The 17375-nt window shown below is 43.8% G+C and carries 13 protein-coding genes; 6 read left to right on the top strand and 7 right to left on the bottom strand.

Going from position 1 to position 17375, the window contains the following annotated elements:
* Positions 1-583: 583 nt before the first annotated feature.
* From AC1DNH_RS05170 to AC1DNH_RS05155, 4 genes are all read left to right on the top strand, one after another.
* The gene (locus AC1DNH_RS05170; protein ID WP_477610788.1) at positions 584-883 is read left to right on the top strand and encodes a hypothetical protein; all 300 of its coding nucleotides are present in this window, start codon (positions 584-586) and stop codon (positions 881-883) included.
* Positions 884-1273: 390 nt separating this feature from the next.
* Complete coding sequence (locus AC1DNH_RS05165) at positions 1274-3832, top strand: heavy metal translocating P-type ATPase (RefSeq protein WP_477610789.1); 2559 nt, start codon at positions 1274-1276, stop codon at positions 3830-3832.
* A gap of 836 nt (positions 3833-4668) precedes the next feature.
* Entirely contained in the window at positions 4669-6849 is a 2181-nt protein-coding gene (locus AC1DNH_RS05160) for a TonB-dependent receptor (protein WP_477583348.1), read from the top strand.
* 407 nt (positions 6850-7256) lie between these two features.
* Positions 7257-7436 carry a histone H1 gene (locus AC1DNH_RS05155; RefSeq protein WP_167294634.1) on the top strand — a complete coding sequence of 60 codons (180 nt, stop codon included), beginning with the start codon at positions 7257-7259 and terminating at the stop codon, positions 7434-7436.
* Between the two features lie 201 nt (positions 7437-7637).
* On the opposite strand, the gene AC1DNH_RS05150 is transcribed toward AC1DNH_RS05155, so the two are convergent.
* From AC1DNH_RS05150 to AC1DNH_RS05140, 3 genes are read right to left on the bottom strand one after another with little or no spacing between them, the layout of a single operon-like run.
* Entirely contained in the window at positions 7638-10862 is a 3225-nt protein-coding gene (locus AC1DNH_RS05150; protein ID WP_477625235.1) for an error-prone DNA polymerase, read from the bottom strand.
* An 18-nt stretch (positions 10863-10880) separates the two neighbouring features.
* Positions 10881-12377 (bottom strand): Y-family DNA polymerase, encoded by a 1497-nt coding sequence (locus AC1DNH_RS05145; protein ID WP_477582631.1) that lies wholly within the window; start codon positions 12375-12377, stop codon positions 10881-10883.
* A 2-nt stretch (positions 12378-12379) separates the two neighbouring features.
* Positions 12380-13117, bottom strand: a complete 738-nt coding sequence (locus AC1DNH_RS05140) for an ImuA family protein (protein WP_477582629.1) — start codon at positions 13115-13117, stop codon at positions 12380-12382.
* A gap of 58 nt (positions 13118-13175) precedes the next feature.
* On the opposite strand from AC1DNH_RS05140, the gene AC1DNH_RS05135 reads away from it, so the two are divergent.
* The gene (locus tag AC1DNH_RS05135) at positions 13176-13820 is read left to right on the top strand and encodes an alpha-ketoglutarate-dependent dioxygenase AlkB family protein (protein ID WP_477582627.1); all 645 of its coding nucleotides are present in this window, start codon (positions 13176-13178) and stop codon (positions 13818-13820) included.
* A 380-nt stretch (positions 13821-14200) separates the two neighbouring features.
* Entirely contained in the window at positions 14201-14446 is a 246-nt protein-coding gene (locus tag AC1DNH_RS05130) for a hypothetical protein (protein WP_477625234.1), read from the top strand.
* Between the two features lie 165 nt (positions 14447-14611).
* Here AC1DNH_RS05130 and AC1DNH_RS05125 read toward each other — a convergent pair whose 3' ends face one another.
* The 4 genes from AC1DNH_RS05125 to AC1DNH_RS05110 all read right to left on the bottom strand — a co-directional run bounded on the left by AC1DNH_RS05125 (position 14612) and on the right by AC1DNH_RS05110 (position 17287).
* Positions 14612-14737, bottom strand: a complete 126-nt coding sequence (locus tag AC1DNH_RS05125; RefSeq protein WP_477582623.1) for a hypothetical protein — start codon at positions 14735-14737, stop codon at positions 14612-14614.
* An 80-nt stretch (positions 14738-14817) separates the two neighbouring features.
* On the bottom strand, positions 14818-14994 hold the full coding sequence (locus AC1DNH_RS05120; RefSeq protein ID WP_477582621.1) for a transposase: 177 nt from the start codon (positions 14992-14994) through the stop codon (positions 14818-14820).
* A 162-nt stretch (positions 14995-15156) separates the two neighbouring features.
* On the bottom strand, positions 15157-15669 hold the full coding sequence (locus AC1DNH_RS05115; protein ID WP_477582619.1) for a hypothetical protein: 513 nt from the start codon (positions 15667-15669) through the stop codon (positions 15157-15159).
* A gap of 4 nt (positions 15670-15673) precedes the next feature.
* Positions 15674-17287: a hypothetical protein gene (locus AC1DNH_RS05110; RefSeq protein WP_477625233.1), complete on the bottom strand. Its 1614-nt coding sequence runs from the start codon at positions 17285-17287 to the stop codon at positions 15674-15676.
* Positions 17288-17375 lie beyond the last annotated feature (88 nt).

The raw sequence follows: 17375 nt of genomic DNA, 5'->3' as shown, positions 1-17375 counted from the left end.
TTTTTCTAGATTAGTGCTCCTGGCAAGACCATTAACGAACTTTTTTATTGAAGATTTGAAGCAAATTGCTGATCTTAAAATTCCTAAATAGTTTTGCTCGAAAAATTTGAATTAGGTTAATTGAATCTCCCTGGATCATTTTAGGAAATTCAAGGTTCGGCTCCGAAAGGGAGTCGAACCTGGTGGTGCAATTGGTTGTGAATTAGTGTTTTGAGTTTTGTTAATTCTGGTTTGATGCCAAAAACTCACCTTTAATTAATTCTTATTTCTTTATTAAAGGATTCTTTAGGATGTCGTGTAAAAATCAATTAAGTGCTAACTGAAATGTATATACCAGCTTCCAGGATTTTGATCAAATGATAAAACTCAGCACTTCTGGAATTTGTTGTAGTACTAAGTGTTTAGGTGATATGTTGTGAAAAGTTCGTTAATGAAGATTGCTTTAGTAGAAAGCTTTTTAAAACTATCAATCAATAGAAGGCGAAAAATTATATAACAAATTCATAAAATTATATAAAGTTCTTGCGAGAGAAAAATGTTACTTGCGATCATGAAAGTCATCGCGTTTTTTATGGTTATCTGCATGAGCCTAGTTTCAGTTGTTACTGGAACAGTACAGGCTATGCAATACGATAAAGAGCCGAAATGCTGTATGCAATCGGGTATGGCTAAGCCATGCAAGTCGCACAAAACGGATAAAGCAATGGGCATGTGTTTGACCAAACTATGCTGCAATGTGCCAGGATTCACCATAAACAAAGTGGTTCAAATAGTACCAGCCGCTCCTATAGAGGTTGAAAACTGCTCAGGTAATCTGGCGCGTGAAAGTACAATTGACTTTTCATTCCCTTTCTGGCACCCGCCGAAAGTATTGTTGATATAAATAAACTAAAATTGACGCTGGTTTTTTATCACAACATTAAAATATTCAAATGAAAAAGTTCCTTATCATCACATCAATGATGTTGATCAGTCTATCTACCTATACGTTCGCAGGCAACACACCATGCTGCAACCGTAAAATGAACAATTGCACCAAATGCTCAAAATCCTGTACAAAAGGAGTATGTGAAGATTATTGCAGTAAACAGTGCAAAGATACTGGTGGATGCAAAAAATGTAAATAATTACAAAGCCGGGAACTTTTCCCGGCTTTGCTGTTTATAACAGCCGGTAGCCAACTGATGTGATCAAACCATTTTGCTATGGTATTGGCAGCTTTTTTTAAGAAAGATAAATACTGGGTAAATAACTAAATTTAAGCTACCAGCCAATGAAAAACAACAACATGGAACACACCTATAAAATAACCGGAATGAGCTGTCAGGGCTGCCGGACCAAAGTTGAAAATGCGCTGAATACCATTGATGGCATTTTCGCAAACGTGTCCCTGGAGCCCGCCGAAGCCATCATTACAATGGAAAAACATATACCAACTGAGAAATTGCAGGAGGCGCTTTCTGCTGTTGGACATTACGGCATTGAAATGGGCGCTGTTGAAAAACATGTTTTAAAAGCAAATGAACATATAGATGATCACCATCATGGATTATCCCAAGGGCAAAATTCCTCCAGACAAGAGCTTGGTGGAAAAGAAGCTGGAGCATTATTTTATTGTCCGATGCACTGCGAAGGCGAAAAGACCTATGATAAGCCAGGGCACTGCCCTGTGTGTGGAATGGACCTGATAAAACAGCCCGTTCTTAAGCATACGGCAAAATTTACCTGCCCCATGCATCCCGAGATCATTAGTGACAAACCCGGCGCATGCCCAATCTGCGGCATGGAGCTAATTCCATTAGGGGTAGATATTGAAGAGGAAGATAAAACTTATGAAACCCTGCTCAAAAAATTCCGGGTAGCCACAATTTTTACCATACCCATTTTTGTTATAGCCATGACTGAAATGATTCCAAATAATCCCTTGTTTGATTTATTGGAACTTAAGTACTGGAACTGGGTTCAGTTCGCGCTTTCTATTCCGGTGGTTTTTTATGCTACCTGGATGTTCTTTCAGCGGGCATGGCAGTCTATCATAACCTGGAAACTGAATATGTTTACCCTGATCGGAATTGGCGCAGGGGTAGCATGGGTTTTTAGCCTTGTCGCACTTCTTTTTCCTGATTTTTTCCCTGATCAGTTTAAAACACATCATGGTACCGTTTTTGTTTATTTTGAGGCGGCAACCGTGATCCTGACCTTGGTATTGCTTGGCCAGCTTTTGGAAGCCGGGGCACATAGCAAAACCAACAGCGCCATTAAGGAGCTGCTGAAGCTGGCCCCGAATACAGCAACAAAAGTGGTTGGGGATAAGGAAATATCAGTATCTATTGATGACATCCATAAAGGAGATCTGTTGAGGGTAAAGCCAGGTGAAAAAATCCCGGTAGATGGTAGTATTAAGACCGGGGAAGCTATTATTGATGAATCCATGATTTCAGGTGAACCCGTTCCTGTGGAGAAAAATATTGGGGACAAGGTAAGTTCGGGCACTATCAATGGAAATAAAACCTTTGTGATGCTTGCGGAGAAGGTGGGTTCAGAAACGCTTTTGTCGCAGATCATCGAAATGGTGAATTCGGCAAGCCGCTCAAAAGCGCCCATCCAAAAAATGGCGGATAAAATCTCAGGTTATTTCGTGCCTGTTGTGGTATTGATTTCTATTGTAACGTTCGTGGTATGGGCTGTATATGGCCCCGATCCGGCCTACGTTTATGCTTTTGTAAATGCAATAGCGGTATTGATTATTGCATGTCCATGTGCGCTGGGCCTTGCTACGCCAATGTCAGTAATGGTGGGAGTAGGTAAGGGTGCCCAGTCTGGTATACTGATCAAGAATGCTGAATCCCTTGAGAAAATGAATGCGATTGATGTAGTGATCGTAGATAAGACTGGTACAGTAACCGAAGGTAAGCCATCGGTAGAAAAGGTGGTCAGTGTAAATCCGGATTTTACAGAGCAGGATGTTCTTGAAAAAATTGTGGCTTTGAATAGCAGCAGCGAACATCCATTGGCTCAGGCAACTTTGCGTTATGGGGAAGAAAACAAGATAGATGTTAAACCCATATCAAACTTTGAGGCGATCACGGGAAAGGGAGTAATGGGTATCTTGGATGGAGAAAGGTTGGCTTTGGGGAATCAAAAATTAATGGAACATGTTAAAACGACAATTAATCCTGAATCAGAGGAACAGGTTAGGGCCGCTCAAAAGCAGGGTAAAACCGTTTCTTATTTAGCTGTAGGAAATAAAGCTGTCGGATTTGTTGTGATTTCTGATAAGATCAAGCCTTCCAGTGCAGATGCAATCCGAAAACTCCAACATGAGGGAATCAAGGTAATCATGTTTACAGGCGACAATGAGGATACAGCAAGAGCAGTAAGCGAAACCTTGAATTTGGACGGTTTTAAGGCTCAGATGCTGCCGGAGGACAAACTGAATGAAATAAAAAAACTACAGGCCCAAGGCAAAAAGGTAGCCATGGCAGGCGATGGCATCAATGATGCACCTGCACTTTCTCAGGCTGATATCGGCATTGCGATGGGCACGGGAACGGATGTAGCCATCCAGAGCGCAGCCATCACATTGGTGAAGGGAGATTTAAACGGGATCGCAAAGGCCCGGTTGTTGAGCCATAAGGTTATGGCAAATATCAAAGGAAACCTGTTTTTCGCTCTTGGATACAATATATTGGGGATTCCGATAGCAGCAGGTATTTTATATCCGTTTTTTGGGATTTTACTTTCTCCAATGATTGCTGCATTGGCGATGAGCTTTAGTTCCGTTTCTGTTATCTTGAATTCTTTGCGCTTGAGAAGTACAAAGATTGATTAGATTTTAATGGACACTGAAAGCCTATGCAATGGCGACATGTTTTACCATTGATGGGGGAAGCTGATGTTGATCTGGTTTTTTTTTAGCGGTTGAAAACATAAAGTGCACCTTTTGACTTTATGGTCACTACAAATAAAATCAAATTTATTTTGGGTCATTAATTTTATATCGTAATATTTATACTCCACTTAAATGCAGGCAGTTCCACAACCGATAAAAATAGTGTCGAATTGAATTCAGGCGTGTTGAGTACGATGTGGAAGCATCCGCCACAGCCATCATAAACAGCCCCCTGCCCGATGAGTTTGCTGATGCCTTGAGGCTTGCAAAATAACCTCAATCAATTGGATAATCAAATTTGAGGGTGCAGTGCTCTATTCTTTATTTACAGGCTTTGCAACCGGTAATATCATATAATAACGGCGCGGGTATCAGTAAATTTTATACTTTTACACCGTGAAATTCATTGCCCTGGTTTTATCTCTCATCGTATTTACGCTAACCGCGGTACCATGCTGTGCTTTAGCGCGAGAAGATAGCCATGCACTGAAAACCGATAAAGCGGAAAAACATGCTTGCAGTGAACATAGTGATAATTGCTGCAAAGGTTGTTCACCGTTTTATGTCTGCGGTACCTGTATTGGCTTTACCATCACTACACGTTCAACGATCGTTTTTGCGGTCCAGCTTTTACCTGTTCAGCACAATACGGCTTATATTCCACTTGAACTCCAGGCTATTTCTATTTCCATCTGGCAGCCGCCCAAACTTTCGTAGTTTATTTTCCTATCGTCCTAAACGGACATATTTATCGAAATCATTATTTAAAGATCATTATGAAAAGAACGATTGTGGTTTTGGCTATACTGTTGTTTACAGTTACCGCCTTTGCCCAAAATACGTATAAAGCCGTCATCAAAGACGCAAAGACGAACCAGGTACTTTCAGGAGCTACATTAAAAGTGCTTGGAACGACCATTGGCACGAAATCAGATAGTGCAGGTAATGCAAGTATTAGTGGTATACCTTCAGGTAAACAGACCATTCAGTTTAGTTATGTAGGCTACCAGACTAAAACGGATACACTGACCTTTCCCCTTGCTGAAACTAACCTTTTGACCGTTTTACTTACTGCAGCTGAAGAAGACGAGGACTTGGAGGATGTAGTGATCTCAGCGACAAGGAGCAGCCGTACCATTGATAATATTCCTACACGGGTCGAGGTCATCGCGGGGGAAGAACTGGATGAAAAGGGAAATATGAAACCTGGCGACATCCGCATGATGCTGGCAGAAAGTACCGGGATCCAGACCCAGCAGACTTCTGCTACCAGCGGAAACTCCAGTATCCGCATACAGGGACTGGACGGAAAATATACCCAGATCATTAGAGATGGTTTTCCGTTATACGCTGGTTTCTCGGGTGGATTGGGCCTGCTTCAGATTGCCCCATTGGATCTGCAGCAGGTAGAGGTGATCAAAGGTTCATCTTCTACGCTTTACGGTGGTGGAGCAATTGCTGGACTGGTAAACCTGGTTTCTAAAAAACCGACGGAAGCGCGTCGGCTTAATTTCCTTTTGAACGGTACTTCTGCTTTGGGACTGGATGCCAGTGCTTTTTATGGACAGAAATTTGATAAAATAGGTATCACGGTTTACGGTGCATATAACAAAGGAACAGCCTATGATCCTTCAAATGCCGGTTTGACCGCTATCCCCAAGTTTGACCGTTTCACCCTGAACCCCAAATTATATTTTTATTTCAATGATGCGACTACGCTTTCGGCCGGAATCAACGCTACAACTGAAAAACGGATCGGTGGCGATCTGGAATATGTGAAGGGAAATGGCAGTGTTGCCCATTCTTATTTTGAACAGAATAAAACCGGGCGTTACAGTTCTCAGGTTGAATTGGATCATAAACTAAGCGAAAGGGAAAAGCTGGTCATTCGCAATTCAGTGAGTTATTACGACCGCAGCATCGATCTTCCAAACTACCTGTTTTCAGGCGTTCAGGTATCTACTTATAGCGAGGCAAATTATAGCCGTAACGGAGAAAAAGCAGACTGGGTATTGGGTATAAACTTTCTGACCGATAATTTTAAGGAAGATCAGAACAGTAAGAATGCACTAAGAAGTTACAATTATAACACGGTCGGCGCATTTGCGCAGAACACCTGGAGCCTTTCAGAGAAATTTAGTATCGAATCTGGGGTAAGGGGAGATTACCACAATGAATACGGGTTTTTCTTTTTACCGAGAATTTCTGGATTGTGGAAGATCAATGAACATTTTTCTATCCGCTTGGGCGGTGGTCTGGGTTATAAGGCGCCAACTGTATTTACCGAAGATGCAGAGCGGATCCAGTTCAGAAATGTAGCGCCTTTAGATGTGGCAAATACAAAGGCGGAACGCTCTTATGGTGCCAACTATGATGTGAACTACCGCACCTCGTTGTTTGACGGTGCGGTTGGATTCAGCATCAATCAGATGTTTTTTTATACCCGAATCAATAACCCGATATTGTTGACGGCTGCTACTGGAACCAATCTGGCCTATGTCCAACCAACAGGTAATTTAGATACCAGGGGTATGGAAACAAATGCCAAAGTGACCTATGGTGATTTTAAACTTTTTATAGGTTATACGCTAGCTGATGTGAACCAGCACACGGGAAGCACCAGTACAAGTTATCCGCTGGTTTCAAAGCACAGGTTAAACAATGTATTGATGTATGAGCTTGAAGATAAGTGGAAGATTGGCGCCGAGGCATACTATTTCAGCAAACAGATGCTTAATGATGGCGCCACTGGTAAAAGCTATTGGACTGCTGGCCTGATGGCAGAAAAGCTATGGGAACGGTTTTCAATTTTTGTAAATTTTGAGAATTTAACGGACACCAGGCAGACCAGCTTTGATTCGATCTATACTGGAAGCATTACAAGTCCTGTTTTCAGGGACATCTATGCACCTGTCGATGGATTTGTGGTAAACGGAGGGATAAAATTCAAACTTTAAACCTTTAGTAATTGACTTTTCTGTATAATTATTGCACACTTTACACCGGCCAGGGATTTGATATCCAAAAAATCCCTGGCTTGCTGGATAATTGAAGTTTTCAGCGCGATAAAAAGACAGGTCTGTTTGGCAGCCACCTAAATTAAGTTAAAAATCGATCTTCATTTCGATGTTATGTTTTTGCCCATAGAATCCATACTAGGCTGTTCCGGATAGGGTATTTTGTTGGCGGATGCTACGGTTTATCCTTTGTAAGCAGAGGTAATAAGGGCAGGCAATAGTGCCGGGATTCGGAATTTTTAATAGTTCTTTTTGAATTTTGGTTGAAATGTTTAGTTTTAGGGCTGGAATACGGTTTCCTAGATAAAAAACAATACCCGGGCCATTTGGCCCTTTAAAAAACAGTTATGGACAAATTCAAACAGGTACAGGAAGTGATCGCTTCAGTTGAAGCTGATGTAGCAAAATTTTATGATGGTGGAAACGCTGCAGCTGGTACGCGTGTACGTAAAGCTATGCAGGATCTTAAAAACCTTGCCCAGGAGATCAGGGCTGAGGTGACCGAGAAAAAGAACAGCGCAAAATAAACAGGAGACTGTTTTGGGAAATAAGGCCACTGGTTTAGATCAGTGGCTTTTTTGTGGGTATAGATGTTTAATGCTTTTGTTTTTTTTGGCAACGCCGGGCTATCCGCTCATATGGCTTCAGGCCTTAACCACGGACTGGTATCCGCGGCTATCGCTGTCGCAGAATAATACGTATTCCAATGACCCGGTGTAATTTGATGATTATTTAAAATTTCTGCCTCCCGGAATGGCTGAGGCTGGAGCACCTTTTTCTGTTACATCTCTGTTGCCGGAATATGGTGCGGTCCTTTCATCGGATCTGGAGAAAGCGACTGTCGGGAAACCATTGTTCTCTTCCCTGTCCATTGATCGCAGGAGGCTGGTGAGATCAAAGCAGCGCTTGACGATCACATGGATCACTTCGCCTTCTATCTGCAGCTTCCCTTCAACCATAAGTAGTCTGGATTGGATGATTTCTTTTCGGAATTTTTCGAAGAGGTTTTCAAAGACGACCAGGTTGGTAAATCCTGTTTCATCCTCAATGGTGATAAAACATACGCCTTTGGCTGTTCCGGGTCGCTGGCGGACCAGGACGAGACCTGCTACTTTGATGGTCTGTCCGTCTTTTGCCTGGGCAAGGTCCTGGGTTGGCAAAACGCGGAGGAGGCTTAACTGTTCACGCACAAAACTGACCGGATGTGCTTTTAATGATAGGGATGTGGAGGCATAGTCCTGGATCACATGCTCGCCTTTGCTCATCAGGGGCAGGGTGGCCTGCATTTCCAGGCTGCTTTCTGAAGGCTGGTTTTCAAAGAGTGCAACCGGGCGGTCGGCCATGGCGGATACTTCCCAAAGGGCAGCTCTTCTGTCCAGACCAATGGAGCGGAAGGCATCGGCATCGGCAAGCCGTTCCAGTGCAGATAGGCTGAGCCCAGCATCCATCAGTTCGTGGATATGACTATATGCTTTTTTTCTGCCATTGGTCAGGTATTCGATATCTTTAGCATTCATGCCCTTGATCTGCCTGAAACCTAAGCGGAGCGCATGATATTTTCCGGACCTTTCTTCCAGCCGGTTATCCCAGGTGGAATAATTGATGTCTATGGGCCTGATTTCCACGCCATGCTTTTTAGCATCGATGACGATCTGTGCAGGCTGATAAAAGCCCATGGGCATACTGTTGAGCAGGGCTGCGGCAAAGACATCGGGATAATAACATTTGAGCCAGCAGGAAACATAGACCAGCAGGGCAAAACTGGCTGCATGGCTTTCTGGGAAACCATAGCTTCCAAATCCTTCCAGCTGCTTGAATACGCGTTTGGCAAAGTCCTCGGTATAACCTTTGCTGGTCATGCCGGTGATGAGTTTTTCTTCAAATTTGGAGACCATACCTTTAGCTTTAAAGGTGGCCATGCTCCTGCGCAGTTCATCGGCTTCTGCTGGGGTAAAGCCTGCGGCAACAATGGCGATCTTCATGGCCTGTTCCTGAAAGAGGGGAACGCCCAATGTTCGGTGCAGGATATCTTTTAATTCTTCGGAAGGATATTCCACGTTTTCTTCTCCGTTACGCCGTCTTAAGTAGGGATGGACCATATCACCCTGGATGGGGCCCGGACGGACAATGGCTACTTCGATCACCAGGTCATAAAAACATTTGGGTCTCAGGCGTGGCAGCATGGACATCTGGGCACGGCTTTCGATCTGGAAAACGCCCAGGGTATCGGCATGGCTGATCATTTCATAAACCTTGGGATCTTCTTTTTCGTTGATCTTGGCCATGGTCAGATCAAGGCTGTAATGTGCTTTGGCCAGATCGAATCCTTTTCTGATGCAGGTGAGCATGCCCAGGGCAAGTACATCGATTTTGAGGAAACCCAATGTGTCGATATCGTCTTTGTTCCACTCGATATTGGTCCGGTCTTCCATTCTGGCGTTCAGGATGGGGCAGAGGTCGGTCAGTTTGCCCCTGGTGATGACAAAGCCTCCGGTATGCTGGCCCAACTGTCTTGGAAAGCCCATCATCTGGGCAGTAAGGCTGAGTACTTTTCTAAGCAGTGGATCATTGGGGTTAAGGCCCTGCTCGGTAAGTTTTCCGCCTTCGAACCATTCATCGGTAAACTCCCAGATGGAGGAGGAGAGCCGGTTGATGGTATCCACCGATAGCCCCATCACTTTACCCACATCGCGGATCGCGCCTTTCTGGCGCTGCTGGGTGACGGTGGCTACAATGGCCGCGCGGTCGCGCCCGTATTTATTGTAGATATATTGGATTACTTCTTCCCTGCGTTCATGTTCAAAGTCCACATCGATATCAGGCGGCTCATTACGGGCGGAAGAGATAAAACGCTCAAAAAGGAGGTCAAATTTGGTGGGGTCTACCGAGGTAATGCCCAAACAGTAGCAGATGGTGGAATTGGCGGCAGAGCCGCGGCCCTGGCAAAGGATATGCTGGCTCCTTGCAAACCGCACGATATCATAAACGGTGAGAAAATAGGAAGCATAGTTCATTTCCTTCACAAATTTCATTTCATGGCTGATGTTATCGGTTACTTTTTTGGGCAGGTGCTCGCCAAAGATTTCGTGGGCACCTTTCATGGTCAGGTATTCCAGTTCCTCTTGCGGCGTTCTGCCCTCAGAGGTGATTTCCTCTGGATAGATGTATTTTAAGCTGTCGAGACTAAAAGTGCAGGCATCGGAGATTTTTACTGCATTTTTGAGTGCGTCGGGATATTGGCGGAAAAGTCTTTTCATTTCCTCTTCCGGTTTCAAATGGTGCTCGGCATTCTGGAAAAGCAGGTAGCCTGCATTATAGATGGTGCATTTTTCCCTTACGCAGGTCAGCACATCCTGCAGTTCACGTCTTTCGGGGCTGTGGTAATAGACATCATTGGTTGCCACCAGCGGGATACCGGTTTTTTTGGAGGTTTCTGAAAGGCGGAACATCCTTTTCTGGTCTTCTCCCTGATAGCTCCTGTTAATACCTAGGTATAGGTTTTCCCCGAGTGCCTGTTTGTAGGTCTGAAGGTCTGCATAAAAGTCCGCCTGAAAATCAAAATTCCCTGAAAGGCTATCGGGCGCGATGGCGATGAAAATAATATCTTTTGAATATTCGAATATGTCTTTTTTATAAAGTTCGCAACTCCCTTTTTCGGTGCGCAGGTTGCCAAGGCTGAGCAGGGCGGACAGCCTTCCATAACTTTCAGTGTTTGTGGGATAGGCAAGCAGGGATGCACCGTCCATGAGGTTTAACCTGCAGGCAGGGATGAGCTGGAAATCAAGTTTTCTGGCAGCGGCGTGTGCACGCACGATCCCGGCGAGGGTATTGTGATCGGTAATGGCAATTTTTTTATAACCCATCCTGGCTGCTTCTTCCACGATTTCTTCGGGGTGCGAAGCGCCGCGCAAGAAACTGAAGTTACTGGTGACCTGAAGTTCGGTATATTCCATCGCTTTTCTTTTTAGGGTTTAGGCAAAAAAGCCATGGATGAACCAGGCCGAGTTTTCTGCTGCATAGTGGCCTGAGCGGAAGAGCCAGTAGCGGTTTCCTTTTTCATCTTCAACGGTATAATAATCACGGTGTTCTCCTTCTTCCAGCCACCAGGCACGCTCCAGTCTTTCCGGCCCGTCTGCTTTTTTGATGCTGTGGCGCACGCCCTGGTAGATAAAGAGCATGGGCGGATAATCGGGGATAGGTGCAGTAACCTCGATGCGTTCCGGTTTTGGAAGCAGCTGTATGGGGCGGTTCAAGGGGTTATGGAAACTTATTCCGCTGTCTTCGCTGAGATCTTTGGCCTGTTTAACTGCCCTTTCCGGCCAATAATCTGCCCTTGGCAGATAACGGTGGATGGCGTTTTTACCTACTTTTCCAGCGACGCGGTCCAGTAATTCTGCCAGTGGCTGGCTGTCAAGGCCGGCCTGACCGGCCCAGATTTTTTCCTGTGGACGTTCCATTTTTTCGGTCTTTTCAGCACTTAGCGTGAAAAGCTCGATGCCCATGCCAGGTGCAATTCCAGAAATGTTGAGTGCAAAGAGTTTCATCAGGTGTATGGGATCATCACTTGGACGGTTGGTGCCGATAGCCGTTGATATTGTTTTTCCATCTATCCGGTAACCTTTCAGTGCTGCTTTTCTCAGGCCCAGGCCTTCTTTTTTAAGACTTAAGCAAAGTTTTTCCAGTAGTCTTTCGATGGCGATTTCTATGGCCTTGGCGGTGCGGATAGGCTCCAGGCAGGCCAATCTTTCTTCGAATTCCTGAATGGTCGTAATTGGGATGAAGGCCTCAGGTTCATCGCCCATGGCCTGTGCTATTTTGATGAGCAGGTCCTCGCCAAACCTTCTGCGCAAGGTGCTGCGCGGCATCTGGATGAAACGTTCGATCCTGTTTAAGCCCAGTTTATGCAGTTTTTCGGTGGTTTCATCCGGGATCCGCAGGGCAGCAGGCGGAAGGGATAGCAGGGCAGAATGCTGTCCATATGGCAGTACGATTTCGGCGCCCTTTCCGTAGTGTGAAACAGCCCAGGAAGTACCAATGGTATCGGCGATTGCCGCTTTCACGGTATAACCCGATGACTGGAGTCTGCTGGTGATGTGTTTAAGGTAGGCTTCTTCTCCGCCCCATAAATGACAGCATCCCGTGATGTCAAGCAGGATGCCATCAGGATCGGTAGAAGAGAGCGGGGTATAACGGATGGCCCATCTGGCCAGGCCTTCGAGCAGTTTTTCTTTTCTTCCCGGTTTTTCATCAAAAACTTCGAGCTCATGGACAATGGCGCGCGCATCTGCAAGTGGCATTCCGTTGTGGATGCCCTGGGCGTTTGCTTCCTTGTTTGCAGCGATGACCATCATACGGCCGTGACTGGCTCCAGCACATACCATGGCCCGTTCTTTCCATTCCGGGCGGCGGATGGTCTTCCAGTCCGTTAGCAGAAACGGAAACCATATGCTTAAGAACCGCTTTGTCATCTCTATCCTGCCTGCAGTTCATGGATAGGTAAGGCCCTGATGTTTTCTTTTTGTGGCTGCTCGAATGTGCTGCCAGACCAGTATACCTCAAAGGTGCCGCCCTCGCCGTTGCGCACTTTTAACAGTTCTGCTTTCCAGCTGGGCTGACCAACGCCCGGCATGCCTTCGGGCAATATGCTGGGTAATGGACTGATCTTCCAGCGGGCTAAACAGGTGGTATTGGAAAGAATCCTGGGGTTTTCCCTTAAGAACAGGGCCGTGACCTTGCTTTTTTCGATCACCAGCTGAAATCTTCTGGAAGTGGCAAAATTCAAGTCCGGGATTTCGGAGACCACAGCCGCGAGCCCCTCGCATTTAAGTGCTTCTTCGGTTACCCATAAGAGTTCTTTTTCATTTTGCAGGTCGATGAAGATAATGGATGTCGCATTTAGCGAAAACCTTTTGGCTGCCGGCGGGAAGAATTTTCTGGAGGCACTGATCCAGATACAGGGACTGCCGTCTTTCATCAGTGCGGCCAGTATCCCGCTGATAAAGCCACTGCTGGCCGCGGTCTGTTCGCGGCTTTCCGATATGAATTCATGGATGCCCTGCAGGGGAAAGCACTGACCTGGAAAAGCAGGTGCAAAAAGCTCAAGACCGGAGATGTTTTGCTGGTTTTTGGATACGGTCTTATAACCCTGCATGGAAAGGATCTGCTCCCTTAAGCCCTCAATGACCTGTTTTTTTGCTGCCTGTTCCATGATCAACCTCCTTTTTTAGAATTACATGGACAAATATAATGCTAAAAATATTAGTATTTTGAAATTATTTTGCACATTTGTATTGGATATGGAACAGCTGAGTTTTTTTAGGGAATCGGGCCAGACACCAGGGCTGCCAAAAGAGGTGCTGGAGTATGTGCCGGGATTTATCGATGTTGAAGAGGCAGATGTTCTGCTTTCATCTTTTATTTCAACTACCCCCTGGACGCAGAAGATCGTGAAAATGTATGATAAAGAAGTAATTACGCCCAGGCTTTCTGCATGGTACGGGGATCCTAAGGGGACAGATTATAATGCCCTTGGGAAATCCACGCCTTTGCCCTGGACAGCTGATCTTTTGAAGCTGAAGGGTTCGGTCGAAGAGGCGGCAGGGATCAGCTTTAATAGTGTACTGCTTAACTATTACCGGGATGGACAGGATTCGGTTGCCTGGCATAGTGACAACGAAACGGTGATGGGTTCACATCCCGTTATTGCATCTGTGTCTTTCGGGCAGGTGAGGGGCTTTGATATCCGCCGGAAAACTGATCATGCTGAAAGATATACCGTCAGGCTTGAGCATGGTTCGCTGTTGCTGATGAAAGGAGACCTGCAGACCAAGTGGGACCATAGGATTGCAAAATCGACCAGGCCTATGGGGCCAAGGGTCAATCTGACTTTTAGAAAAATCATTGGGACCTGAAAATTCTCATATAATTGCATGATTATCTGGTATCGCCATGGCGACTTCAGGGCTGAAGCGCCTGGCAGGATAGAGGTGAATGCTATTCGAAAAGTTCCTGGCCCGATCAATTAACATATAGTATTTCTTTGCCAAAGTTCTGGTTTAAATCAGCGCTGCATCGAACTTTTCGCGGAGTAAATTGTTGAATCATAAAAAGCAATATGGAAACCACAGGAGACCGCCAGCAGCCAAAAAAAGAAAAGGGAGAGCAAAAAGTCCTCCTGGATCCTGCCATCACTGCAGAGACGGATGAGCTGGATCCCGGATTCCAGCTGGATCAGACAGCTAATGACAAGCCTGCAGAGGCAGGCAATAATATACCTAATCAAAAACAGAACATGGAACAGTTCAGAATCGAAGTGGCAGTAGAGAACCAGGGCAGGTTTTACGACATCCGTCCTTTGGGAAATGCCCGGTATGAAATATCAGAAAATGGAGAAGTTATCGGCACTATTCAATTGGATGAGCGAGATCATGCCCGATGCGAAAGCCAGGGCTGCGAACTGGACCTTCCGGCATTGCATGCGGTCCGCGAAGGCATACAGGCTTATGAAGGTTGGGATGAGGCTATAGGGCATGCCTAGCAAAGCCTGACCTGCTTAAATAATTCCTTGATAATGAGTTTCACATTTTTCGTCAAGCTCATTCAATGTGCAGTGTTTTAGGCTAAGGGGTAGGGAATTCCATTTTCCCTTCTCGCCTGGCAGTTCTTTGGACCAATACCAAACCGGTTGATTGATCTTTACTGGTTAAGTTGGCGGGGCAATATCGATAGCAGGTCTGTATTCATGTATTTTTTCATATAATCTATTGTCTTTTACGCAGGCATATACCCTTGCGGCGATTTTTAACCGGATTGCATTGAGTACTGACATCTTGTTTTCCTTCTATATCCATTTTACGGTGATAGTAAGCTTTGATATCCGGGATAAACCTTCTGGCCAGAACGGCAGAGTTATGTAGCAGGGCTTTCACTTTTTTTATTGGCGATCTTTGAGATCCGGGTTTTCTTATGGATCGTGGTGCCCGATTTATAAGGGAAGGGCGCTATTCCAGCGTATGATGCGAACTTTCTGATGGTCCTTATGTTTTTAAATTCGTTGGTGCAGATGAGGATTTTCAGTGCGACCACGGGAGAGCGGTTTTTTCCGTTTTCAACATAATACCTAAAATTATTTCAATCAGTTGCTATTATCAGCGAGTCGCCTTTTTGTCATTGAAAGCCAACAGGTAAATAGTATTTTTAAATATATTTATCTAGTTGCAATAAGTGCCGGTTTTATCCTTTCAATAATTACTGAGTATCTGTTAAATGCATGGGAACTACCGGGACTTGTTCCATAAGCCTATCTTTATTATAGAAGGGTATATCTAAAAGGTCTGGTAGTTCACCACTTTTTTTTTCTAAAAGATAATAACGAATGATTTTATACAAATCTAATTGTGTTACCAACTTGCTTGAGGAATATTCAGAGGTAAGTTTAGGTGCCCAATTATACGGATAAACTTGCTTCTTATCATCTAATTGTTTTTTGGCTATAGCGAAATCGACTAACCGCAAATACTTTTTTGATCTTCTTTGTATTGTATTTATTTTTCCATAATATACTTTAGCTAATGAATCACGTTTCATAACTATCGATTGAGATGCACTTACATGATTTGATAAATTAAGATAATAATGATATATGCCCCTAACATAGCCCAAAGACTTGAATTCTGATTCCACCTTTGTTTTCGTCAAAGATTGCCCAGATACAAACTGACATACAGTAACCATAAAAAACAAAAGAATATTCTTTTTCATTAAATCAATTTTTTAAACGGTAATACATTCTTGATGGATATTCTTTATTATTTAAAGTAAAAGTTGGTTCAGGAGACCCATAGTCGGATGGTATGTCCCTTGGATGGTGTTCAATAACATCATAATCTCCCATTTTACTGCTTATTTTCGTTGCATAGCCCTCATTGTCCACTTCGACAACAATACCAGAATGTAGCCAGCCATTAGGAAGGCCTTTATAAGGTTTCAAATAAATTATACGATCACCAACTTGAACGTTTCCCGTGACCAAATTAAACTTTGAAAAGTCAACAGAAATTACCCACTTTGGCTGATTCTCTGCCGCCAATGTTTCTTTTGCCTGATCTTTAAATGCCCAATAATGACAATTAAATGCTTCTGGGTTATAATTTCCATCACTAAGAATTTGTGGCTGCGATTTTGTAAAGACAGCGTTGTAGTCATTTCCATTCGCTGACAATGCCGCTCTCCATGGACTTGTTGCAGGTGCCCGATCCCGCGGCCGGTAACTATTTTGTCTAATAGCCTCCAGGAAATTATCAAACTCTTTTTCAGTAATAGTAGGATTCGATGTCAAAAATGATTGAACCCAAGCTACGAAAATTCGGTTATCGGCAGTATTTCCTCCATTTTCAAGCACATAGTTAACTATTTTATTTGCTAAAAATGGTTTGTTCAAAAAGAAATCCTGAGCAGATGGAGCTAACTTAACTAAATCGATGAGAAGGTTTACATCAGGAGGAACAACTATTCCCCCTATTTCGCCGATAGTTGTCGTATTGTTAGGATCGACCGTGCCATTTCCATCTGGAGTTTGGTAACCATAATATTGTGAATAATATGTAACGCTATAATCGGCTAGACCAGTTGAATTTCCCCAACTTAAAAGATTTTGAATTGAGCCAAAATCAGGGGGAGCAATGTAGGAATTATAATCATCAGATACTACAAAGGCTTTTATAGTGTCCCATACCTGCTGTAAATCTAGTCCATAACAACCTGGTCCGTCTTCACCATTTTCCTTCCAAACAGAAAATGTGATCCAACAACGTACGTGTTGCCAAAAGCTCGTCATAAGCAATTGATTTTTTAGTGTTGATTCATGACTTGTTTCTTTTTGCAAGGATCGCTTCCCATTTTCAATAATCGACGAGGTCATTTTTTTTAAGAAAAAATTAATAGGTAAAAATACCATGCGTCTATGTTTAAAATATGCTGCAATATACTCTTTACCATCTTCGAGATTGACAGATATCACAAAGTCAATAGTCTTGCCACTTTGACTATCGATAAGAGCTTGGTGTTTGTTGTAGTAACAACTAAGCTTGTCATTGACATTTGCAAAAACTATATCCACATCATCTGTTACTTTAAATTGCAAAAACTCCTCTCCACCGGACTTCTTTATTACTGCATTACTCCAATCAAGTTGATAAGATTGTCCTTCCCCAGCAAAGTAAACATTCTGTTTTTTGTAATGGTCAAAAAAGGATTGAATTTGCGACTGTTCAATACCAATAAATTGGGGGTTTGATTCAACTCTTTCTTTCCGGCAAGACTGAAAGAAAAAACATATTGTAAATATCGGGATCATAACCCGAGAAAAATTGAAATTCATGAGAACGTTAAAATTTGAAATAAATATAATGGTTTTAACATGAAAATTCTTGAAATAAAAAATAATTACCGCCTACTAATTCTTCACC

The organism is Pedobacter sp. 01N310, assembly GCF_056399805.1.
This window is presented reverse-complemented; position numbering and strand designations above follow the sequence as displayed.